The organism is Mesorhizobium sp. M0633, assembly GCF_040320645.1.
Classification (GTDB): Bacteria; Pseudomonadota; Alphaproteobacteria; order Rhizobiales; family Rhizobiaceae; genus Mesorhizobium.
This window is the reverse complement of sequence record NZ_JAMYQC010000038.1, coordinates 1-23,093: the sequence shown is the minus strand read 5'-3', so window position 1 is coordinate 23,093 and position 23,093 is coordinate 1. Positions and strand designations below refer to the sequence as shown.

Annotated in this window: 18 protein-coding genes and 1 pseudogene; 14 read left to right on the top strand and 5 right to left on the bottom strand. The window is 62.6% G+C overall.

The window, feature by feature from the left end:
- Nucleotides 1-177 precede the first annotated feature (177 nt).
- Both glmS and NKI47_RS29250 read left to right on the top strand, forming a co-directional pair.
- Nucleotides 178-2,001, top strand: a complete 1,824-nt coding sequence (gene glmS, locus NKI47_RS29255) for a glutamine--fructose-6-phosphate transaminase (isomerizing) (protein ID WP_352455656.1) — start codon at nucleotides 178-180, stop codon at nucleotides 1,999-2,001.
- 80 nt (nucleotides 2,002-2,081) lie between these two features.
- Complete coding sequence (locus NKI47_RS29250) at nucleotides 2,082-2,834, top strand: DUF502 domain-containing protein (RefSeq protein ID WP_023680026.1); 753 nt, start codon at nucleotides 2,082-2,084, stop codon at nucleotides 2,832-2,834.
- Here the strand turns inward: NKI47_RS29250 and recG are convergent.
- Nucleotides 2,786-4,894, bottom strand: a complete 2,109-nt coding sequence (gene recG / locus NKI47_RS29245; protein ID WP_352594485.1) for an ATP-dependent DNA helicase RecG — start codon at nucleotides 4,892-4,894, stop codon at nucleotides 2,786-2,788. The two genes, NKI47_RS29250 and recG, sit on opposite strands and share 49 nt — an antisense overlap.
- Before the next feature lie 91 nt (nucleotides 4,895-4,985).
- Here recG and NKI47_RS29240 point away from each other — a divergent pair, with 91 nt between their 5' ends.
- From NKI47_RS29240 to NKI47_RS29215, 6 genes are all read left to right on the top strand, one after another.
- Complete coding sequence (locus NKI47_RS29240; protein WP_023680023.1) at nucleotides 4,986-5,273, top strand: FAD assembly factor SdhE; 288 nt, start codon at nucleotides 4,986-4,988, stop codon at nucleotides 5,271-5,273.
- 13 nt (nucleotides 5,274-5,286) lie between these two features.
- Nucleotides 5,287-8,784 carry a transcription-repair coupling factor gene (gene mfd / locus NKI47_RS29235; RefSeq protein ID WP_352594484.1) on the top strand — a complete coding sequence of 1,166 codons (3,498 nt, stop codon included), beginning with the start codon at nucleotides 5,287-5,289 and terminating at the stop codon, nucleotides 8,782-8,784.
- Nucleotides 8,785-8,963: 179 nt separating this feature from the next.
- The gene (locus NKI47_RS29230; RefSeq protein ID WP_023680020.1) at nucleotides 8,964-10,337 is read left to right on the top strand and encodes a class II 3-deoxy-7-phosphoheptulonate synthase; all 1,374 of its coding nucleotides are present in this window, start codon (nucleotides 8,964-8,966) and stop codon (nucleotides 10,335-10,337) included.
- A 149-nt stretch (nucleotides 10,338-10,486) separates the two neighbouring features.
- Nucleotides 10,487-10,906 carry a GFA family protein gene (locus tag NKI47_RS29225; protein WP_031212867.1) on the top strand — a complete coding sequence of 140 codons (420 nt, stop codon included), beginning with the start codon at nucleotides 10,487-10,489 and terminating at the stop codon, nucleotides 10,904-10,906.
- A 76-nt stretch (nucleotides 10,907-10,982) separates the two neighbouring features.
- Nucleotides 10,983-11,342: a diacylglycerol kinase gene (locus NKI47_RS29220; protein WP_031212866.1), complete on the top strand. Its 360-nt coding sequence runs from the start codon at nucleotides 10,983-10,985 to the stop codon at nucleotides 11,340-11,342.
- Nucleotides 11,343-11,443: 101 nt separating this feature from the next.
- Nucleotides 11,444-12,031 (top strand): hemerythrin domain-containing protein, encoded by a 588-nt coding sequence (locus tag NKI47_RS29215; RefSeq protein ID WP_031212865.1) that lies wholly within the window; start codon nucleotides 11,444-11,446, stop codon nucleotides 12,029-12,031.
- A 3-nt stretch (nucleotides 12,032-12,034) separates the two neighbouring features.
- Here the strand turns inward: NKI47_RS29215 and NKI47_RS29210 are convergent, their stop codons facing one another.
- Nucleotides 12,035-12,622: a DedA family protein gene (locus tag NKI47_RS29210; protein WP_023680016.1), complete on the bottom strand. Its 588-nt coding sequence runs from the start codon at nucleotides 12,620-12,622 to the stop codon at nucleotides 12,035-12,037.
- Nucleotides 12,619-13,182, bottom strand: a complete 564-nt coding sequence (locus NKI47_RS29205; protein ID WP_023680015.1) for a DUF1003 domain-containing protein — start codon at nucleotides 13,180-13,182, stop codon at nucleotides 12,619-12,621. The genes NKI47_RS29210 and NKI47_RS29205 overlap by 4 nt, the downstream gene beginning before the upstream one ends.
- An 83-nt stretch (nucleotides 13,183-13,265) precedes the next feature.
- Between NKI47_RS29205 and NKI47_RS29200 the strand changes: the two genes are divergently transcribed.
- The 5 genes from NKI47_RS29200 (at nucleotide 13,266) to gltX (ending at nucleotide 19,843) form a co-directional block, all read left to right on the top strand.
- Entirely contained in the window at nucleotides 13,266-13,979 is a 714-nt protein-coding gene (locus NKI47_RS29200) for a DNA-3-methyladenine glycosylase I (protein WP_023680014.1), read from the top strand.
- Between the two features lie 65 nt (nucleotides 13,980-14,044).
- A complete protein-coding gene (locus tag NKI47_RS29195) occupies nucleotides 14,045-15,727 on the top strand; it encodes an NAD+ synthase (RefSeq protein ID WP_352594483.1) in 1,683 nt (560 codons plus the stop codon).
- A 26-nt stretch (nucleotides 15,728-15,753) separates the two neighbouring features.
- On the top strand, nucleotides 15,754-16,155 hold the full coding sequence (locus NKI47_RS29190) for a GNAT family N-acetyltransferase (RefSeq protein ID WP_352455666.1): 402 nt from the start codon (nucleotides 15,754-15,756) through the stop codon (nucleotides 16,153-16,155).
- Between the two features lie 375 nt (nucleotides 16,156-16,530).
- The gene (locus NKI47_RS29185; RefSeq protein WP_352594482.1) at nucleotides 16,531-18,336 is read left to right on the top strand and encodes an ABC transporter ATP-binding protein; all 1,806 of its coding nucleotides are present in this window, start codon (nucleotides 16,531-16,533) and stop codon (nucleotides 18,334-18,336) included.
- Nucleotides 18,337-18,469: 133 nt separating this feature from the next.
- The gene (gene gltX / locus NKI47_RS29180; protein WP_352594481.1) at nucleotides 18,470-19,843 is read left to right on the top strand and encodes a glutamate--tRNA ligase; all 1,374 of its coding nucleotides are present in this window, start codon (nucleotides 18,470-18,472) and stop codon (nucleotides 19,841-19,843) included.
- Here the strand turns inward: gltX and NKI47_RS29175 are convergent.
- Nucleotides 19,761-20,973 (bottom strand): annotated as a pseudogene (locus NKI47_RS29175) (DUF2865 domain-containing protein). The gene gltX and the pseudogene NKI47_RS29175 sit on opposite strands and share 83 nt — an antisense overlap.
- A gap of 267 nt (nucleotides 20,974-21,240) precedes the next feature.
- Here NKI47_RS29175 and NKI47_RS29170 point away from each other — a divergent pair.
- The gene (locus tag NKI47_RS29170) at nucleotides 21,241-21,861 is read left to right on the top strand and encodes a DUF1287 domain-containing protein (protein WP_352594479.1); all 621 of its coding nucleotides are present in this window, start codon (nucleotides 21,241-21,243) and stop codon (nucleotides 21,859-21,861) included.
- A gap of 12 nt (nucleotides 21,862-21,873) precedes the next feature.
- Here NKI47_RS29170 and NKI47_RS29165 read toward each other — a convergent pair.
- The coding region (locus tag NKI47_RS29165) for a phosphate acyltransferase (protein WP_352594478.1) at nucleotides 21,874-23,093 on the bottom strand (1,220 nt) is incomplete at its 5' end.

Sequence of the window (23,093 nt, the reverse complement as noted above, 5' to 3'; positions counted from 1 at the left end):
ATACATAAGCGGAGAAACTGAGCAATTGCAGTAACCGGATTGCAAGTGCGCCCTGTCATGGTGCATCTGTGCAGGATAGTCCGGCTGATACCGGACGAAATGGAATGTGATTTTTCGCGACAGCCCGGCAGTCTCTAAATAGCGCCGGGTTTGAGGTCGGAATCGGGGGCAAGCGCCATGTGCGGTATCGTTGGAATTGTCGGTAACTCGCCGGTCGCGCCGCTTATCGTCGATGCGCTGAAAAGGCTCGAATATCGCGGCTATGACTCGGCCGGCGTCGCCACGATCGAGCACGGCAGGCTTGACCGCCGCCGTGCCGAGGGCAAGCTGGTCAATCTCGAGCGCCGGCTGAAGGACGAACCGCTCGACGGCATGATCGGCATCGGCCACACGCGCTGGGCCACACATGGCGTTCCGAACGAGAGCAATGCGCATCCGCATTTTTCCGACGGCGTCGCCATCGTCCATAACGGGATCATCGAGAATTTCGCCGAATTGCGCGACGAGCTGATGCGCGACGGCTACAGTTTCGCCTCGCAGACCGATACCGAAGTCGTCGCTCATCTGGTGGCGCGCGAACTGGCCAAGGGGCTGAAGCCGGTTGAGGCGGCGCACAAGGCACTGAAGCGGCTGGAAGGCGCCTTTGCGCTCGCCATCATGTTCAAGGGCGACGAGGATCTGATCGTCGGCGCGCGCAATGGCCCGCCGCTCGCGGTCGGTCATGGCGACGGCCAGATGTTCCTTGGCTCCGACGCCATTGCGCTTGCCCCTTTCACCAATTCGATCACCTATCTGGAAGACGGCGACTGGGCGGTGGTGCGCCGCAACGAGGTCGATATCTTCGACATGGGCGGCAACAAGGTCGACCGCAAACGCCAACAGTCGCTCAGCACGAGCTTCATGGTCGACAAAGGCAACCGCCGCCATTTCATGGAAAAGGAAATCCATGAGCAGCCGGAAGTGATCTCGCACACGCTGGCGCATTATGTTGATTTCGTCAGCGGCGTCTCGAAGCCGCTCGACCTGCCGTTCGATTTCGCCAAGATCGACCGGCTGGCGATCTCGGCCTGCGGCACCGCCTATCTCGCCGGGCTGATCAGCAAATACTGGTTCGAGCGCTATGCGCGGCTGCCGGTCGACATCGATGTCGCTTCGGAGTTCCGCTACCGCGAGATGCCGCTGTCGAAGAACGATGCCGCTTTCTTCATCTCGCAATCGGGTGAGACCGCCGACACGCTGGCGTCGCTGCGCTACTGCCGCAAGGCCGGCATGAAGATCGGCGCGGTCGTCAATGTGCGCGAATCGACCATGGCGCGCGAATCCGACGTCATCCTGCCGACGTTGGCCGGCCCGGAGATCGGCGTCGCTTCGACCAAGGCGTTCACCTGCCAGCTTTCCGTGCTGGCCTCGCTGGCGGTGCGGGCGGGCGTGGCGCGCGGAACGATTTCGCAGGAGCAGGAGAAAACGCTGATACGCGAGCTGTCGGAAGCGCCGCGTTATGCGAACCAGGTGCTAAAGCTCGACGGGCAGATCGAAAAGGTCGCGCGCGACCTCTCGCACTACAAGAATGTGCTTTATCTCGGCCGTGACACCAATTTTCCGCTGGCCATGGAAGGTGCGCTGAAGCTCAAGGAGATCTCCTACATCCATGCCGAAGGCTATGCTGCCGGCGAGTTGAAACACGGCCCGATCGCGCTGATCGACGAGAACATGCCCGTCATCGTCATCGCGCCGCATGACCGCATCTTCGAAAAGACCGTGTCGAACATGCAGGAGGTCGCGGCACGCGGCGGCAAGATCATCCTGATCACCGACAGCAAGGGCGCCGCACACGCTACGGTGAAGACGATGGAGACGATCGTTTTGCCGGACGTGCCGGAAATCATCTCGCCGATCATCTACGCGCTGCCGATCCAGATGCTCGCCTATTTCACCGCCGTGTTCATGGGCACGGATGTCGACCAGCCTCGCAACCTGGCGAAATCGGTAACGGTGGAATAGGTCTGGTTTAAAAACTTCGCCATTCCAAAGCGCCTTGGGGTTCAGTAGTGTCGCGCTGCAAACACACGCTGCGGTGAACCATGTCGGATGCTCTCAAGACCTCAGGCATGACCCGGCTGAGAAACTATTTCCTGACCGGCTTCGTCGTTTGCGCGCCGCTGGCGATTACTGCCTACATTGCCTGGTCGCTGATCGGCTGGGTCGATTCCTGGGTGAAACCCTACATTCCGGTACGCTACAATCCGGACACCTACCTGCCGTTTCCAGTGCCGGGTTTTGGGCTGATCGTTGCCTTGATCCTCATCACCTTCATCGGCTTTATGACCGCCAATATCGTTGGCCGCGCCATCGTCAACTTCGGCGAGCGCCTGCTTGGCCGCATGCCGCTGGTGCGCGGCATCTACCGTTCGCTGAAGCAGATTTTCGAGACCGTGCTGTCGAACAAGGGCGACATGTTCCGCCAGGTCGGGTTGGTCGAATATCCGCGTAAAGGGGTCTGGTCGCTTGTCTTCGTCGCCAGCGAGAAAGAAACCGAGATCAACCAGAAGCTCGACCGGGAAGGCGATCCGCTGATTGCCGTGTTCATGCCGTGTACGCCCAATCCGACGACGGGCTTTTTGATGTATGTGCCGAAATCCGACATCGTGCTGCTCGACATGACGATCGAGGACGGAGCCAAGCTGATCGTTTCGGCCGGCCTGGTGGCGCCGGCAGTCAAAATGGTGACGGTGAACGGCGAGCAGATCCACGGCGCGCTTGCCAATCCTCCGCTCGACACGATGCCTCAGCCGGCACGCAGGAGCCGCACGGCCTCGTCGCGGCCGAACAGATAGAGCAACAGGCGCAGCGCCGTGCCGCGATCGGACTGCAATTCCGGATCGCGCGACAGGATCAGCCGCGCATCGTCCCGAGCGGCCTCGAGCAGGTCGGCATGCGCCTCGATGCGCGCCACCTGGAAGCCCGGCGTGCCGGACTGGCGGGTGCCGAGCAACTCGCCTTCGCCGCGCAGCTTCAGATCCTCTTCGGCGATACGGAAGCCGTCCTCGGTCTCGCGCATTACCGACAAACGGCGTTTTGCCGTCTCGCCGAGCGGATCCTTGTAGAGCAGCACGCACGATGAAGGCTTGTCGCCACGCCCGACCCGGCCGCGCAATTGGTGCAACTGGGTAAGGCCAAAACGCTCGGCATGCTCGATAACCATGATTGTCGCATCAGGCACATCGACGCCGACCTCTATCACTGTGGTGGCGATCAGGATACGGGTGTCACCCTGCTTGAAGGCGCGCATCGCCTCGTCTTTGTCGGTGCCTTTCATGCGGCCGTGCACCAGGCCGATGCGGTCGCCGAACAGCGGCTCCAGCGAGGCAAAACGGTCCTCGGCCGACATCAGCTTGATCTCCTCGGATTCCTCGACCAGCGGACAGATCCAGTAGATTTTCTGGCCATCGGCGACGGCGTCGAGCATGCGTCCGATCAGTTCGTCGAGCCGTTCAAGCGGCAAGGTGACGGTGCGGATCGGCTGGCGGCCGGCCGGCTTTTCCGTCAGCTTCGACACATCCATGTCGCCGAATGCAGTCAGCACCAGCGTCCGCGGTATCGGCGTTGCCGTCATCACCAGCATGTCGGGCGCGTCGCCCTTGGCGGTGATCGCAAGGCGCTGGTGGACACCGAAACGGTGCTGCTCGTCGACGACGGCGAACACGAGGTCACGGAACGTCACCGTTTCCTGGAACAGCGCATGGGTGCCGACGACGATGTCGATGTCACCATTGGCCAGCCCGGTCAGCGTGTCGGCACGCTCGCGGCCCTTTTCGCGACCTGTGAGGACGGCGACACGCAGGCCGGCCCGTTCCGCCAACGGCGCAATCGTTGCCAGATGCTGGCGCGCCAGGATTTCGGTCGGCGCCATCAATGCCGCCTGGCCGCCGGCCTCGACGGCACGCGCCATGGCAAGCAGCGCGACCACCGTCTTGCCGGAGCCGACATCGCCCTGCAAAAGGCGCAGCATGCGTTCGGGGTCACCGAGATCGGCGTTGATTTCGGCAAGCGCCATTTCCTGCGACATGGTCAGCGAATAGGGGAGTGCCACGCGCAGTTGTTCGACTATGCGGCCGTCGCCGACGAGTGGCCGGCCAGATAATCGGCGGACCTTGGCCCGCACCAGCGCCAGCGATACCTGGCCGGCCAAGAACTCGTCATAGGCAAGGCGCCGCCACGCTGCGCCGTCGACAGAGACGTCGATCGGGTCGGCAGGATTGTGGATGCGGTTGAGCGCATCGCTGAAAGCAGGAAAGGCATGGCGGCGCCGGAACTCACCGTCCTGCCATTCGGGCAGCACCGGCAGGCGGGCCAGCGCCTGGCCAATCGCCCGGCGCAGCACCTTGCCAGAGAGCCCGGCGGTCAGCGGATAGACCGGCTCGACCAAGGGAAGGTTTTCCGTGTCGCCGGCAAGTGCGATATGGTCGGGATGAACCATGGTCGGGCGGCCGTTGAACCATTCCATGCGGCCGGAGACGACGACATGCTCGCCTACGGGCATTGCTTTTTCGAGATAGGCGGCATGGGCATGGAAGAAGGTCAGCGCGATCTCGCCGGTGTCGTCATGGGCGTAGACTCGGTACGGGACCGACCTGTTGCCGCGTGGCGGCGGCTGGTGGCGGTCGATGCATACATCGAGTGTGACGATGGCGCCCTCGGCCGAGCCGGCGATGCCGGGCCGGTTGCGGCGGTCGATGACAGTATGCGGCAGCACGAACAAGAGGTCCCCGGCGCGCGCGGCCCGGTCGCCGAGGTCGGCTGCTACGACTTTTTCGATCAGGGCGCCAACTTTTGGCCCGACCCCGACAAGCGAGGTGATCGGGACAAACAGCGGATCGAGGAGGGAGGGACGCATGATGTCAGCTTATGTTGCGGCGACTGTAGCGCAAGGCTGACACCGCCTTCTATCCACGCTATATGCGCCGCCTGGGCAAGGATGTTGCAAGATGACCGGAACGAAACGATCAAGCGAGGGGCTCGATGCCCGCCGCCGCAAGCTTCTGTTTCGTTCGTGGCACCGCGGCATGCGCGAGATGGACCTTATACTCGGCAGCTTCGCCGACGCCGAGATCGGCGCCTTGACCGGCGACGAAATCGACCAATATGAGAGGCTCCTCGACATTCCCGACACCGAATTCCTGCCTCTCGTCACTGGCGAACGCCCGGTTCCGGCGGATATCGACTGTGCCGTCCTGCAAAAAATCCTGGCTTCGCGCCGGGAGATGACCTTCTGAACAACGTGTAGCCATGAGCCTTATCCCTACGATCGGTCTGCCGAAAGGCCGCGCCGGCCAGTTCATCGTCGATGGCGTCGCCGACGGCTACGAAGCCTTTGCGCTGGTGCAGGCTGCGCACGAGATCGCCCCTGACAAGCCGGTGCTGTTCGTGGCGCGCGACGGCCAGCGTCTGCCGGCGATCGTCGAGGCGCTTGCCTTTGCCGCTCCAGGCCTGCCGGTGCTGGAACTGCCGGCCTGGGACTGCCTGCCTTACGACCGCGTCTCGCCCGGCGCCGATGCCGCCGCAAGGCGGCTCGACGCACTGGCCGCAATGATTGCGCTGGCGAAAAAGCCGCACCGCGCCGTCGTCCTCACCACCGCGAATGCGCTGTTGCAACGCATTCCGCCGGCTGAACTCGTCGAGGCGCAGACCTTCCACGCCAAACCCGGCAACCAGATAGACATGAACGTGCTGGTGTCGCGGCTGGAGACTTCCGGCTTCGAGCGAGTGCCGACGGTGCGCGGCATCGGCGAATTTGCGGTGCGCGGCGGCATTCTCGATCTCTTCGCGCCCGGCTGGATGGAGGCACTGCGCCTCGATTTCTTCGGCGATACGCTGGAATCGATCCGCGTCTTCGACACCGCAACCCAGCGCACCATCGGCCAACGCAAATCGATGGCGCTGCAGGCGATGAGCGAGGTGGCGCTGACGCCGGAAACCATCAGCCGCTTCCGCCGCGCCTACATCGAAGCCTTTGGCGCGCCCTCCCGCGACGATGGGCTCTATGCGGCGGTCAGCGAGGGCAGGCGGTTTGCCGGCATGGAGCACTGGCTGCCGTTCTTCTATGAGCGGCTGGAAACCGTCTTCGACTACCTGCCCGATGCGCCTGTGGTTTTCGACCATCTGGCGCATGAGGCACTGGCCGAGCGCCACACTCTGATCCTCGACCACTACGAAGCGCGCAAGAAGCAGGCCGACGGCGCCTTGAAGGACGCGGTGCCCTACAAGCCGGTGCCGCCGGATCTGCTCTATCTGTCGCCCGAGAACCTGATTGCCTCGCTTGGCCCGCGCGAGGCGATAGATTTCACGGCCTTCGACGCGCCCGATGCCGGCGCGAAAAAGGTGTTCCATGCCGGCTCGCGCCACGGCCGCAGCTTCGTCGAGGAACGCGCCGATCCTAACGCCAACGTTTTCGACGTCGTCGTAAAACACATTTCCGACGAGCGCGCTGGACGCCGCCGCGTCATCGTCGCCGGCTGGACTGAGGGTTCGCTCGACCGGCTTGGTCAGATCCTGGCCGAGCATCATCTTGGCAATCTGAAGCCGGTGGCGACGCTTGCAGAAGCCGAAAAGCTTGAGCCGGGGCAGGCGGGACTGGCCGTGCTGCCGCTCGAATCCGGCTTCGAGACAGAGAAACTGGTCGTCGTCGCGGAGCAGGACATTCTCGGCGACCGGCTGATCCGGCGCTCGAAGCGCAAGAAGCGTGCGTCCGACTTCATCGCCGAGGCTTCGGCCTTGTCGTCAGGCGATATCGTCGTCCATGCCGACCATGGCATTGGCCGTTTCATCGGGTTGCGTACCATCGAGGCGGTTGGTGCGCCTCACGATTGCCTCGAGATCCACTATGCCGGCGACGATCGGCTATTCTTGCCGGTGGAAAACATCGAGCTGCTGTCGCGCTATGGCTCGGATTCGGCCGAGGCGACGCTCGACAAGCTTGGCGGTGGCGCCTGGCAATCGCGCAAGGCGCGGCTGAAGAAACGCCTGCTCGACATGGCCGGGCAGCTGATCCGCATTGCCGCCGAGCGGCAGATGCGGGCAGCACCGGCGCTGGTGCCGGCGGAAGGCCTCTATGGCGAGTTTGCAGCGCGTTTTCCCTATGAGGAGACCGATGACCAGCAGACGGCGATCGATTCGGTCATGGATGATCTAGGCGCCGGAAAGCCGATGGACCGGCTGATCTGCGGCGACGTCGGCTTCGGCAAGACCGAAGTTGCACTTCGCGCCGCCTTCATTGGGGCGATGGAAGGCTTTCAGGTGGCCATAGTGGTGCCGACGACATTGTTGTCGCGCCAGCATTTCAAGACTTTCTCGCAGCGCTTCTCCGGCCTGCCGATCCGCGTCGCCCAGGCCTCGCGGCTGGTCGGCGCCAAGGAATTGGCGGAGACCAAGAAGGGCATCGCCGAAGGCCAGATCGATATCGTCGTCGGCACGCATGCACTGCTCGGCTCCTCGATCTCGTTCAAGAATCTTGGTCTGCTGATCATCGATGAGGAGCAGCATTTCGGCGTCAAGCACAAAGAGCGGCTGAAGGATCTCAAGACCGACGTCCACGTTCTGACGCTGTCGGCGACGCCGATCCCGCGAACGCTGCAGCTTGCCTTGACCGGTGTGCGTGAGCTGTCGCTGATCGCCACGCCGCCGGTCGACCGCCTGGCGGTGCGCACCTTCATCTCGCCCTTCGATCCGCTGGTCATCCGCGAGACGCTGCTCAGAGAACGCTACCGCGGCGGCCATTCCTTCTACGTCGTACCGCGCATCAGCGATCTCGCGGAAATCCATGATTTTCTGCGCGAATCTGTACCTGAGCTGAAAGTGGCGGTGGCCCATGGCCAGATGCCGCCCGGCGAGCTCGACGATATCATGAATGCCTTTTATGACGGCCAGTACGACGTGCTTTTGTCGACCACCATCGTCGAATCCGGCCTCGATATACCGACCGCCAACACGCTGATCGTGCATCGCGCCGACATGTTCGGCCTGTCGCAGCTCTATCAGTTGCGTGGCCGCGTCGGCCGTTCGAAGGTGCGCGCCTATGCGCTGTTCACGCTGCCCGCCAACCGCAAGCTAACCGATACAGCCGAGCGTCGGCTGAAAGTGCTGCAGTCGCTCGATACGCTAGGCGCCGGTTTCCAGCTGGCCAGCCACGACCTCGACATCCGCGGCGCCGGCAATCTGCTCGGCGAAGAGCAGTCCGGGCACATCAAGGAGGTTGGCTTCGAGCTCTATCAGCAGATGCTGGAGGAGGCGGTGGCCGAAGTGAAGGATTCCGGCGAGGTGCAGGACGGCGGCTGGTCGCCGCAGATCGCCGTCGGCACGGCGGTAATGATCCCGGAAAGCTATGTCCCGGACCTGCAGCTGAGGCTCGCGCTCTATCGTCGTCTTGGCGATCTCGAAAATACGGAAGAGATCGATGCTTTCGGCGCCGAGCTGATCGACCGGTTCGGGCCGCTGCCGGAAGAGGTTGAACATCTGTTGAAGATCGTCTTCATCAAGGCGCTTTGCCGCAAGGCCAACGTGGAGAAGCTCGACGCCGGGCCGAAAGGCGTCGTCATCCATTTCCGCAAGCGGGAATTCCCCAATCCGGTCGGGCTGGTCAAGCTCATCGGCGAACAGGGCTCGCTGGCCAAGATCCGTCCGGACCAGAGCGTCGTCTTCAGCCGTGACTGGGCGACGCCCGAGAAGCGGCTGGCTGGCTCAGCGGTTGTCATGACGCAGCTGGCGCGGCTGGTGGAGAAGGCGGCGTAGCAGCGCGTCGCTGGTGGTCTGGGCACAGCCGCACCGGCACTTTCGCCGTGCCGTGCTCATTCGCCACGCGACCACTTCCGGTCTAGAATAGGAAATCGGCTTCGTGTATGGAGCCGCGACCCCATGTGGGGCGGATTGGCGGGCGATGGCGTCCGTGTGAAAGAGCGTTAGGTGCTTCGATGACGAAATGGTCGCCGAATTCGTGGAGAGCTAAGCCGATCCAGCAGGTTCCTGCCTATCCGGAACTTGCCGCGCTGAGGAACACGGAAGCCCAGCTTGCCACGTTTCCGCCGTTGGTTTTTGCAGGTGAGGCACGCAAGCTGAAGAAGCAGCTTGCAGCCGTCGCTGCCGGTGACGCATTCCTTCTGCAGGGCGGCGATTGCGCCGAGAGCTTCGCCGAGCATGGCGCCGACAATATCCGCGACTTCTTCCGCGTCTTCTTGCAGATGTCGGTGGTGCTGACCTTCGCCGGCGCACAGCCGGTGGTGAAGGTCGGCCGTGTCGCCGGCCAGTTCGCCAAGCCGCGCTCGTCCGACAATGAGACCAAGGGCGGTGTGACGCTGCCCAGCTATCGCGGCGACATCATCAATGGCATCGAGTTCGATGCCAAGTCGCGCATTCCCGATCCTGCGCGGCAGGAGATGGCGTACCGCCAGTCAGCGGCCACGCTCAACCTTTTGCGTGCCTTCGCCCAAGGTGGCTATGCCAGCCTGGAGAACGTGCATCAATGGATGCTTGGCTTCGTGTCCGACAGCCCGCAGGGCGAGAAATACGAGTCTCTCGCCAACCGCATCACCGAGACGATGGACTTCATGAAGGCCGTCGGCATCACCTCGGAGACCAATTACGCGCTGCGCGAGACCGATTTCTACACCAGCCACGAAGCGTTGCTGCTCGGCTATGAGGAGGCGCTGACCCGCGTCGATTCGACCTCCGGCGACTGGTACGCCACCTCCGGCCACATGATCTGGATCGGCGATCGAACGCGCCAGCCCGACCATGCCCATGTCGAATACTGCCGTGGCATCAAGAACCCGCTCGGCCTGAAATGTGGCCCGTCGCTGACGCCGGATGGCCTCTTGCAGCTCATCGACCTGCTCAATCCGGAGAACGAGCCCGGCCGGCTGACGCTGATCGCGCGTTTCGGTTCCGACAAGGTTGCTGACCACCTGCCGAAGCTGGTGCGCGCGGTGCAGAAGGAAGGCCGCAGCGTGGTGTGGTCGTCCGACCCGATGCATGGCAACACCATCGAGGCCGCCGGCTACAAGACACGGCCGTTCGACCGCATCCTGAAGGAGGTGCAGACCTTCTTCGAGGTGCATCGCGCCGAAGGCACGCATCCGGGCGGCATCCATGTCGAGATGACCGGCAAGAACGTCACGGAATGCACCGGTGGCGCCCGCGCCATCACCGCCGAAGAGCTGCAGGATCGCTACCACACCCATTGCGATCCGCGCCTCAACGCTGACCAGGCGATCGAGTTGGCGTTCCTGGTCTCCGATCTGCTCAAGAAGACCCATCCGGTCCAGCACAAGCAGGCCGTCAACGGCTGATACGATCTGAACTTTGATGTCATTGAAGAAGCGCCGGGCGAAAACCGGCGCTTTTTGTATTCAATCCCGCCGGTGTCGCATTTGCTCGTGCCTAACGCGCGCAAAACTGGAATCCTGCCAGGCGATGGCAATTGCATCGGGAGGCCGACATGGCTGACAGTCACAGCGGATCATGCTTGTGCGGGGCAGTGCGGTTCCAGACACGAGGACCGCTACGCGGTGTCGTCTACTGCCATTGCTCGCAGTGCCGGAAGCAGAGCGGGCATTTTTATGCGGCGACCAATGTTGCCGACCGCGACATCACAATCACCGGCGCGGAGAGCATCACCTGGTACGAGGCTTCTTCGTTCGCCAGACGCGGCTTCTGCAAGACATGCGGCTCTCTGCTGTTCTGGAAGCCGAGCGATGATGGCTATGTTTCGGTCATGGCAGGGCTGTTCGACGCGCCAACCGGGCTTCAAGGAGAATGCCATATCTTCGTCGGCGACAAGGGCGATTATTACGCCATCGATGACGGGCTGCCGCAGTTCGAGAAGTCGACACCGTCGATCAAGGTGGCAGGCGACTGATTTTGAAGAGGTCGCCTTATTCCCTTGGTCCAGCCATTGCGCTAATCCCCTGCCGGTGATTCCGAAGGGTTTTGGCATGCAGCGGCTGATCGACGCTTTTTACAATTCGGTGCGGGCGTTTCGCAAACTGGCCGCCGGCGAGGAGGCTTTCCAGTTGGAGCTGACACTGCTCGTGCTTGCCTTGCCGCTCGGCTGGTTCCTTTCGGAATCGTGGCGCGGCTATGCGTTGCTGATCGGCGCGGTGCTGCTCATGATCATGATCGAGGTGTTGAATACCGGCATCGAGGCGGCATGCGACGCGTTCAGCCGCGAATTCAACATCGATATCCAACTGGCCAAGGATTGCGGTTCGCTGGCGGTGCTGATTTCGGTGGTGATCGCTGCCGGCGTCTGGGGCGTCGCCGTCATCGAGCGGATCCTCGGGGTACCGATCTGAGGTTTCAGACACTACATGCCGTCACTGCATTTCTCGTTTTGACCATGATCTTTTCCGAAAACCGGTACCACTTTTCGGGATCATGGTCTGAGGAGACCGATATGGCCGATACCGCCGGATTTCTGCTGCTCGAACGTGAGGGCCTGCCGGACGATCTTCGCTGGCTGGTTGAAAAATTTCCACGCGAGGTCTGGCAGGCGCATGCCAACATCCACGGCGTGGCCAATATGTGGCTGCAGCGGCACGATATGTTCCGCGAGCTTGGCGGCATGCTCACCAATGGTATCGGCGATTATCGAGAAGGTAGGCTGAACGCGCCGGAATTCGCGCGCTGGTTCGCGCCGCGCCTCAACCATTTCCTCGGCAATCTCGACGGCCACCACAATGTCGAGGACCATCATTATTTCCCGGTCTTCGCCAGGGCCGAGACCCGTCTGAAGCGCGGCTTCGAAATCCTGGATGCCGATCACCACACAATCCATGAGGGACTGGAGCGCAATGGCCAGGCGGCAAATGCCTTCATCCGCACGCTTCAGGAGAGCGAAGACAAACAGCGTTTCGCCGCCGATGCCTATGCTGACGAGAACAGCCGGCTGATCGCCATGTTGACCCGGCATCTTGCCGACGAGGAAGACCTGATCATTCCGCTGATCCTCGAGAAGGGTGATCGTGCGCTCGGCATTGATTGACGATCAGCTTCCCTTGTGGAGTTCCTTCTTGGCGACGATATGGGCCGCGAGCCAGCCGAGGATGGCCACAACGAGGCCGATTGCCAGAGCGATCAGCAACCGCTCGTGGCGGGCCAGCGCCTGGCCGACGATGTGCTCCGCGCCCAGCCCGAAGACATAACCGACAGTGCAGAACAGTGCCGCCCAGACTACCGACGAGATGGCGTTGAGGATGATGAAGCGCGCCGCGGCGATGCCCGACAGCCCGGCCGCGATTCCGCCGACCAGTCGCAGGCCATAGATGTAACGGTTCGACAGCACGAAAATGTTGGGATGAGAGGTGACAAGGCGGTAGGCGTGGCTGAAGCCCGGCCGGGCTCGGAGCCTGATCACGAATTTATGGTCGGCGAAGCTCCGTCCCAAGATGAAGAACAACGTGTCGCCACCGAAGGCGCCGAGCGCGGCTGCGAGAAACGCCTGCCACGGGACGAAGACATGCTGATGCGCAAAAAAACCGCCAAGAATTGCGGCGCTTTCGCCCTCGGCGACGCAGCCCAGAAAAACCGCGACCAATCCATATTGCTCAATGAGACGATGGATGACTTCCGTCATGAAGACGTTCGCTGCTTCGACAGAATGTCGTCGATGCGCTTCACCTGCTCGGCCAGCCGGGCGATCTCGTCTCGCATGCCGATGATCTGGCTGTGGCGCAGTTCGTCGAGCTTTTCGTGTAACGCCATGATCTCGATCTCGGCCTTGAGATTAACCTCATAGTCGTGGGCGGCGTCGATTCGATCGCGCTCCGTCTGGCGGTTCTGCGCCATCATGATCACTGGCGCCTGCAGGGCGGCAACCATGGAAAGCACGAGATTGAGAAAGATGAAGGGATACGGATCGAAGGCGGCGCGCGACAAGAGCCAGACATTGCCTGCCGTCCACAGGATCAGGAAGCCAATGAATGCCAGGATGAAGGACCACGAGCCGCCGATCCGTGCGATGGTGTCGGCCAGGCGATCTCCAAACGTCTGGTGAAAGGCGACGGCCTTGTTGGTGTCCTTGGAGATCGTGGTGCGCTCGAGCGTAGATTGCAGTACCCGGCTTTCGAGCGCGCTGAGGCCGTCCGGCTTTCGCTTCAGCCAGCGGCTTGCCAGGTCCTCGATCGTTTTGTTCATCGTCGCCTCCGTCGTCAGCGATGAGGTAGAAGCTGCCGGTTCATACGGGAAGTGGTAGATTGACGCGATGGGGTCAGGAAACAATGGTGGATTTTCAGAAAATTCGCGCCCGTGCAGCGAAGCGCAAAGGCGGTGAGGCAGCGCTGACGTCGCTGCTGGGTCCTATGCCCGACAATGCCGCGGTGGCAAAAATTGCGGACGACCGGATCCTGTCGACCATGGCCGAGCGGGTTTTTGCCGCCGGCTTTGTCTGGCGGGTCATCGAGCAGAAATGGCCGGGTTTCGAGGAAGCATTTCTTGGCTTCGAGCCGAGGCGGCTGCTGTTCCAGCCTGACGATTTCTGGCACGATCTCACAGCCGACAAGCGCATCGTCCGCAATCCGCAGAAGATCAAATCCGTACGCGACAACGCAGCCTTCGTCGCGCGCGTGTCGAAGGAGCATGGCAGCTTCGGCAAGTTCCTGGCCAATTGGCCGGCGGATGACCAGGTCGGATTGATGGCCTATCTCGGCAAGCATGGCAGCCGGCTCGGCGGCAATACCGGCCAGTATTTTCTGCGCTGGCTGGAGTGGGACGCCTTCATCGTCTCGGCCGACATGACGGCAGCGCTGCGCGACGCCGGGCTCGACCTCGCGCAGAGCCCGACATCGAAGAAGGACCTGGACAAGATCCAAGTGCAGATAAACGCCTGGGCGGCGGAAACCGGGCTGCCGCGCCGGCACATTTCGCGCATTCTGGCAATGTCGATCGGCGAGAACCATCCGCCGGAAGCCTTGCGCGAATATATGGGCGAATAGGATCGACTGTTTGGTCCAAACGAACGCCATTGCTCGACGAATTTTGCCGCGCTAAACCCACGGGCATGACAGACAAGACCGCTCCAGACATATTGCGCATCGCCGTCGCCCAGCTCAATCCGACGGTCGGCGACGTCGCCGGCAATCTTGCCAAGGCACGCGAGGCGAGGGCGGATGCCGCCCGCCAAGGCGCCGACCTCGTGCTGTTTACCGAGCTTTTCCTTGCCGGCTATCCGCCTGAGGATCTGGTGCTGAAGCCCGCCTTCCTGAAGGCCTGCGAGCGGGCGGCGGAGGATTTCGCCGGCGATACCGCCGACGGCGGCCCGGGTTTCGTCATCGGCACGCCGTTGAAGCGCAAGACCGGCACGCACAATTCGATCATCTTTGCCGATGGCGGCAAGATCCGTGCCGAACGCTACAAGCTCGATCTGCCGAATTACGGTGAGTTCGACGAGAAGCGCGTCTTCCAGGCCGGCCCCGAGATCCAGGGGCCGGTCAATTTCCGCGGCGTGCGCGTGGGAGTGCCGATCTGCGAAGATATCTGGGGCGAGGTTGCCGTCTGCGAGACGCTGGCCGAAAGCGGCGCGGAAATCCTGCTGGTCCCGAACGGCTCGCCCTATTACCGCGGCAAGGTCGACGTCCGCCACCAGATCGTCATCCGCCAGGTCATCGAATGCGGACTGCCGATTATCTATGCCAACCAGCTTGGCGGCCAGGACGAGCTGGTTTTCGATGGCGCATCGTTTGCCATAGGTTCTGACAAGACGCTGGCCTTCCAGATGAGCCAGTTCGAGGAGACGGTCAACGTCACCACCTGGAAGCGAAAGAATGACATCTGGGTCTGCTCTGACGGACCGATGTCGAAAATCCCGGAGAAGGAGGAGGCCGACTACCGCGCCTGCATGTTGGGCCTGCGCGATTACGTCAACAAGAACGGCTTCAAGAATGTCGTGCTCGGCCTTTCCGGCGGCATCGATTCGGCGATCTGCGCGGCACTTGCCGTCGATGCGCTGGGCGAGGAACGGCTGCGCGCCGTGATGATGCCTTACCGCTACACTTCGAAGGACTCGCTGAAGGATGCCGAGGACTGCGCCCGCGCACTCGGCTGCCGCTACGATATCGTGCCGATCTTCGAGCCGGTCGAGGGCTTCCTGCACACGTTGACACAGCTTTTCGAGGGCACCAAGGAAGGCATCACCGAGGAAAACCTGCAGAGCCGGGCCCGCGGCACCATCCTGATGGCGATTTCCAACAAATTCGGCTCGATGGTGGTCACCACCGGCAACAAAAGCGAGATGTCGGTCGGCTACGCGACGCTCTATGGCGACATGAATGGCGGCTTCAATCCGATCAAGGACCTCTACAAGATGCAGGTCTATGCGCTGTCGCGCTGGCGCAACGCGCATATGCCGCCGGGTGCGCTCGGTCCGTCCGGCGAGGTGATCCCGAACAACATCATCGACAAGGCGCCCTCGGCGGAACTGCGAGAGAACCAGACGGACCAGGATTCGCTGCCGCCCTATCCGGTGCTCGACGACATATTGGAATGTCTGGTCGAAAACGAGATGGGTGTCGACGACATCGTTGCGCGCGGCCATGACCGGGCGACGGTGACGCGCGTCGAGCACCTGCTTTACGTCGCCGAATACAAGCGCCGGCAGGCGGCACCCGGCGTGAAGATCACCAGGAAGAACTTTGGCCGCGACCGCCGCTATCCCATTACCAACCGGTTCAGGGATGGCGGGTAGGCGATTGGCTGCATAACGGTTTAGCCATGGCCAACCTTGAAATCAGCTTCGACCTGTCGCGGATCGATTTCCGGGCGACGTCCGACATTTTGAAGGAGAGCTATTGGGGCAGTGGCCGCAGCGACGAACAGCACCACCGCGCCTTCGCCAACTCACTGTGCGTCGGCGCCTATGTCGGCGGCAATCAGGTCGGCTTCGGCCGGGCGATCACCGACCGTACGGTATTTGCCTATCTCGCCGACATAATTGTCTGGCCGGGGTATCGCGGACAAGGCATCGGAACCCGGCTTGTCCAGGCGCTTATCGACCACCCGGACGTCAAGACGGTCACGCATTGGAGCCTGTCGACCAACGACGCCCATGCGGTTTACGAGAAGCTCGGCTTCAGGCCTTCCACCGACGGCCGCTATATGCGCTTCGACCGATGAGGGCGCACAACCCGCGATTGTTGCAAAATCGTCTCACTGCTTGGACCAGATGCGCTTTGGGCTATCTAGTGACTTGGCGCGGCGTTGAGGCGTCTCTATAAACACCTCTCCGCGATTCCCCTTCAGGAGGAACCGAATGCCAGGATTTGACATCGTTATGCGAGGCCGCGAAGCCTAGGTCTTGGTCAGCGCGCCGCGAGATAGCCTCGCGGCAAGGCTGAACCGAGGCAGGTATTTCGCCGCTGCCGGTCGCCGCCCCTCTACAGGGCCGCCAAATACGCCAAACCTCCGCATCTCCGGGCGCCTAACGGCGCCGACGCGGTATTTCAATTTCTACTTTCGTGGGATCGGGCTCGTTTGCGCCCGAATGACATCATGACTCGTTTTCGAATAGATTTGCGCGCGGGCGCCTTTCGCAGCGTTCTTGGCTTCACGCTCAGCCATTGGCGGCGTCAGCCGTGGCGGCTTGCCGGCATTATGGGCACGTTCCTGCTCTCGACCTTGGCCGACGTGCTGACGCCGCTCTATTCCGGCCGGCTGGTGGATGCCGTCGCCAGCAGTGCTGCGGCCGACGATGTTGCGTGGAACGCGGCGACAGCGGCCTTTTCGATGCTGGTGGCCCTGGCGCTCACCGGTGTCGTGCTGCGCAATCTCGCCTTCATGGCCATTGTCGAGCTGACGTTGAAGATGATGGCGGATATCGCCGCCGACGCCTTCCACCGCGTCCAGCGCTTCTCCACCGACTGGCACGCCAACAGCTTCGCCGGATCGACGGTGCGCAAGATAACGCGCGGCATGTGGGCGCTCGACCTGCTCAACGACACGATCCTGATCGCGCTGCTGCCATCGGTCGTCATGCTCGTCGGCTCGACGCTGCTGCTTGGCTGGTTTTGGCCGCTGATGGGTGCTGTCGTCGCCACCGGTTCGGTTCTGTTCATCGCGGTGACGACGATGCTGTCGCTTGGCTATGTCGCGCCCGCGGCAAGGCTTGCCAATGCGTGGGATACACGGCTCGGCGGCTCGCTGGCCGACGCGGTGAGCTGCAACGCCGTGGTCAAGGGTTTTGGCGCCGAGGAACGCGAGGAGACGCGGCTTGCCGAGGTCGTCGCCAAATGGCGCGGCCGCACGCGCCGCACCTGGATGCGCGGCACTGTCAACGGCACCACGCAAGGGACGATGCTGCTGCTTTTGAGGGCAGCGGTCATCGGGTTCTCCCTGCTGTTGTGGTCGTGGGGGCAGGCGAGCGCCGGCGACGTCGCCTTCGTGCTGACCTCATTCTTCGTGCTGCAAGGCTATTTGCGCGACATCGGCACGCATATCCGCAATCTGCAGCGCTCGATCAACGACATGGAGGAACTGGTCGACTTCCAGTCCGAACCACTCGGCATTGAGGATCGGCCCGGCGCCAAACCGATCCGGATCACCGATGGCCGTATCACCTTCGACAATGTCACGTTCCATTATGGCAGCCACCGCCTGCCGCTCTATCGCGACTTTTCGGTGGACATCGCGCCGGGCGAACGGGTTGGGCTGGTTGGCCATTCGGGCTCCGGCAAGACGACATTCGTCAAGCTGATCCAGCGCCTCTACGACGTGACTGCGGGCAATATCCTGATCGACGGCCAGGATATTGCCAATGTGGCGCAGGCGTCGCTGCGCGCACAGATCGCGATTGTCCAGCAGGAGCCGATCCTGTTTCACCGGTCGCTGGCCGAAAACATCGCCTATGCCCGGCCGGCCGCCACGCAGGCCGAGATCGAGCACGCGGCGCGATTGGCCAGCGCGCATGACTTCATCGCCAATTTGCCGAAAGGCTATGGCACGCTGGTCGGCGAGCGTGGCGTAAAGCTATCGGGTGGTGAGCGTCAACGCGTTGCAATCGCACGCGCCTTTCTTGCCGATGCGCGCATTCTCATCCTGGATGAGGCAACGTCGAGCCTCGATTCGGAATCGGAGGTGCTGATCCAGCAGGCGATGGAGCGGTTGATGGTCGGCCGCACGACGCTGGTCATTGCCCACCGGCTGTCGACGGTGCGGGCGCTGGACAGGCTTTTGGTGTTCGATCGCGGCCGCATCGTCGAAGAGGGCTCGCATGACCAACTGATCCGGCTGCAAGGCGGCATCTACCGCCGGCTGTTCGAACGCCAGGCGCTTGAGCTGACCAAAGGCATGGTGATCTGACGGTTGCGGCGCCGCGCGTCCTGATGGACGCGTGGCGCTGCAGTCTTTTCTTCGCCTTCGTCATGTTCTATGTCTGCCGCAGAGCGCGGGGGCGCGTCTTGTCAACAGCAAAACCATCCGGTACGCCCCGCTCATGACAGTTACCGTCCGTTTCGCCCCGTCACCGACCGGCCGCATCCATATCGGCAATGCGCGCACCGCTCTGTTCAACTGGCTGTTCGCCATCAAGAACAAGGGCCGCTTCATCCAGCGCTTCGACGACACCGACGTTGCCCGTTCGACGCAGGAATTTTCCGACGCCATCCTTTATGACCTGCATTGGCTGGGCATCTTCCCCGACGCCACGGAGTATCAGTCGCGGCGGGTCGAAGTCTATGATGCCGCACTGCAGAAGCTGAAGGAGGCGCGCCTCGTCTATGCCTGCTATGAGACGCCCGAAGAGCTCGACCTGAGGCGCAAGGTGCGCCGCACGCGTGGCCTGCCGCCAGTCTATGGCCGCGAGGCGCTGACGCTGGCACCCGAGCAGGTGGCGGAATATGAGGCCGATGGCCGGCGGCCGCACTGGCGCTTTCTGCTGCCCAACTTCAGCAGCGATCCGCTGCAGCCGGAGCGCACCGAAATCCACTGGAACGACCTGGTGCGGGGCGAAGAGACCGTCGACCTCGCCTCGCTTTCAGACCCGGTTCTGCGGCGTGAGGACGGCACCTACCTCTATACATTGCCTTCGGTTGTCGACGACATCGACATGGGCGTCAGCCATGTCATTCGCGGCGACGACCACGTCACCAATACCGGCGTCCAGATAGCCCTGTTCCGAGCACTTGGCGCGGAGCCGCCGGTGTTCGGCCACCACAATCTCCTGACAACGGCATCAGGCGAGGGACTTTCGAAGCGCACCGGCGCGCTGTCCATCCAGAGCCTGCGTGAGAGCGGCATCGAGCCGATGGCGATCGCTTCGCTGGCGGTGCTCGTCGGCACCTCGGAAAACGTCGTGGCGGTGCCAACGATGGCCGAGCTAGCCGAGCGCTTCGATCCGGCTGCAACATCGAAATCCGCCGCCAAATTCGACCCGGACGAGCTCTTCGTGCTCAACCGCACGCTGCTGCATCACATGCCGTTTTCCGAGGCGCGCGACCGGCTGATCGTGCTCGGCATCTCCGGCGAACAGGCCGAGCCTTTCTGGCTGGCGGTGCGCGGCAATCTCGACAGGCTGGCCGATGCGGCGATCTGGTGGCGTACGCTTCGAGACGGTCCAGAGGAGCCGGCGGAGTTTTCCGACGATGACCGCGACTTTCTTCGCCAGGCGTTCGAACTGCTGCCGGAGGAGCCTTGGAACGGCACCGTCTGGAAAAACTGGACCGGCAAGATCCGAGAGGCGAGCGGCCGTAAGGGCAAGGCGCTGTTCATGCCGCTCAGGCTGGCGCTTACGGGACAGCCTTCGGGTCCGGAGCTTGCAGATCTGTTGCCGCTGCTGGGTCGGGAAGGAACGTTGGCCCGACGACCCTGACCTTGCGCTGTTCCGGCGGCGGCAGCGACGTCGGCGAAGGCACGGGCTTGACGGCAAGGCGTCTGATCGCCTCACGGTCGAGGCCGTCTTGCGCGTTGGCCAAGGACTCCGGATCGGCGCCCGGATCAGGCCTGGCAACCGGCAGCGGAATGAACGGGGTACTCTCTACATTCGCCTCAGATTGTTCCCGGGTTGGCGGGTTGCCGGCAATGATCTCGAAATTCTGCGCGGCATTGCAGCCGCAGGCCGGCGGCCGCGGCATGTCGGACTGCTTGTAGAGGTAGGCCGTCGGCAGTTTGATATAAGGCCTGCCGGTCACCGAAGACGTCATGGACGCCGAATCGCCATTCATGCCGCGCGTGTAGAAAACCTGCATCTCGGTGCCGGGGCAGCTCGATTCGCAATTCTTCTGATCGCGCTCGAAATCGCCCAGCGAGGCAGCATTCGACATCGGGAAGAAATAGCCGTCGCAGGTCCGCACGCACATGGTGCGGAATTCGCCTCGCGGCTGCCCCAAGTCGTCGGCGTTGTTGAGCATGGTGCGGATGTTGCCCGGCTGGCTTAGCTCTTCGGCCTGGCTGGGCCCTTCAGGCTGGTCGGGCGCGCCCGGTTCACTTGCGTCACTGCCCAAAAGCTGGTCGAGCAGGTTTCGCTTGCCGTTTTCACGGCTGGCTTCGCGGACCGGCGCGGGCGTCCGCGCCGCATCATCGCGGCAGCCATTGGCGTAAAGCAACGTCAATATGCGCGCGCGATCGCGTCGCGAACCACCGCCGGCAAGGTCGGCGCGCTTGGCCTGCAGGGCGTCGAGATTGGCTGCCATGCGATCGATGGTGGCGTCGAGTGCCGCGCATGCGTTGGCCGTTGCGGCGAGACAGCGAAAAGCCGCAGCCGGCGCTGCTGGCCTGGCTGACGGCCTTTGAAATCTGCTGGCGCTGCCGGACGATTGCGTCGTCATATTTCCTGAACAAGGCCGGTTTGCCGCCGCCACCACGAGAAGCGGCGGCAAGATCGGCTTCAAGCTGGCGGCAGAGGCGCGGAGCGGGCTGCGCCTGAGTGACGGCAATGTCGCACAGTAGCAGGGCACCGAGCAGCGCGGCGGCACGCGTCAGCTTCCAACATGCGCCCGTCATCCCTCCGAAACTCCGCCTGTCTGCCGTTCTGAAAGCTACCGCGCTTGCGGTTAACCGTTTGTTTAGCATACCGCCGATTCCGGCTTCAGCCCAAATGCGCGATGGCTTGCGCCTTGTGCGGGGCTTCGATCACGACGAGTGCTGGCATGTCGACCACGCCACACGACGTATTCGGACAGAGCCAGAACCGCGACATCCTGGCGCTGCACGAAAAAGGCGTATTCGCCCAGAAGAATGCCCGGATCCAGCAATGCCCGGAGGCTTGGCATGACCGCGATTACCCGTCGAGCCGCACTGCAATTTGGTCTTTTGTGCCTGGCGATGCCGGTTGCCATGGCGCAGGAAAAGCCCATCACGCCGGATTGGGGTACCAAATTGGTCGAAGCTGCCCGTGAGCAGATCGGCGTCACCACACTCTACGATCCGACCTATACACGCCTGGCCTATCCGGGCGGGGACGTTGAGCCCGAGCGGGGTGTGTGCACGGATGTCGTGATCCGTGCCTATCGCCGCGCCTTCGATCTCGATCTGCAAGAATTGGTGCATGAGGATATGCGGGCCAATTTTGCCGCCTATCCGAAGGCTTGGGGCCTGAAAGCGCCGGACCGCAACATCGACCACCGCCGTGTGCCCAATCTTGCGGTCTATTTCGAGCGGCGCGGTGCCGCCTTGCCCGTCAGCCAAGACCCCGCCGACTATCGGCCTGGGGATCTTGTCGCCCAGATGCTGCCGGGCAATCTGCCGCATATTGCCATCGTGTCGTCCAATCGCTCCACTGTGGTGCCGACAAGAAGGCTGGTTATTCACAATATCGGCGGCGGCGCCAAAGAAGAGGACACTTTGTTTGCCTTCAGGCAGACAGGACATTTCCGGTTCAGGCCAATCTGAGAAAGCCCGCGGCTACCCCAGATCGACGATGGCTTGCGCCTTGTGCGCGGCTTCCACCACGGCCAGTGCCGTCATGTTGACGACGCCGCGCGACGTGACCGACGGAGTCAATATGTGCGCCGGGCTATCGGTGCCGAGCAGGATCGGGCCGACATGCAGCGCGTCCATCATTGTGCGCAGCGCCGTCAGTGTGATGTTCGCCGAATCGAGATTGGGGAACACCAGCAGATTGGCTTCGCCTTTCAGCCGCGAATGCGGATAGACGCGTTGGCGCAGCTGCTCCGACAATGCCGAGTCGGCATGCATCTCGCCGTCGCATTGCAGGTCTGGCGCGATGCGCGCCAGGATCGCCGCCGCCTGCCGCATCTTCATGGCGCTTGGCGAATCGCGGGAGCCGAAATCAGAATGCGACAGTAGCGCTGCCTTGGGCTCGATGCCGAAACGCTGAATCTCCTCGGCCGCCAGAACGGTCATTTCCGCAATCTCCTCGGCGGTCGGGTCGACCGAGACATGGGTATCGGTGAGAAAGATGATGCCGCGCTGCGAGATCAGCATGGAAAGCGTCGACAGGTCGCGATCCCTAATGCCGGCGCGTGGCCCGATGATCAGCGTGACGTTTCGCAAATGGCGCTCGAAACGGCCTTCGAGGCCGCAGACCATGGCGTCGGCGTCGCCGCGCTTCAGGGCAAGGGCGGCGATCACCGTATTGTCGGTGCGCACCATGGTGCGTGCCGCTTCCGTAGTCACCCCACGGCGGCCGGCAAGCTCGATCAAAAGGTCGACATAGTGGCGGTAACGCGGATCGTCTTCCGGGTTGATCAGGCCGAAATCGACGCCCGGCTTGATGCGCAGCCCATAGCGTTTCAACCGCACCTCGATGACATGCGGGCGGCCGATCAGGATCGGTTCGGCAATGCCTTCCTCGAGCACGACCTGGGCGGCGCGAAGCACGCGCTCGTCCTCGCCGTCGGCATAAATGACGCGTTTGGCGCTCGACATCTTGGCCATCGAGAACACCGGCTTCATGACCAGGCCGGAGCGGAAGACGAAGCGGTTCAGCTTGTCGATATAGGCGGCGAAATCGGTGATCGGCCGGGTCGCGACGCCGGTCTCGCAGGCTGCCTTAGCGACGGCAGGGGCAATGCGCAGGATCAGCCGCGGATCGAAAGGCGAGGGGATCAGGAACTCCGGACCAAAGATCGGCGTCTCGCCGGAATAGGCACGCGCGGCAA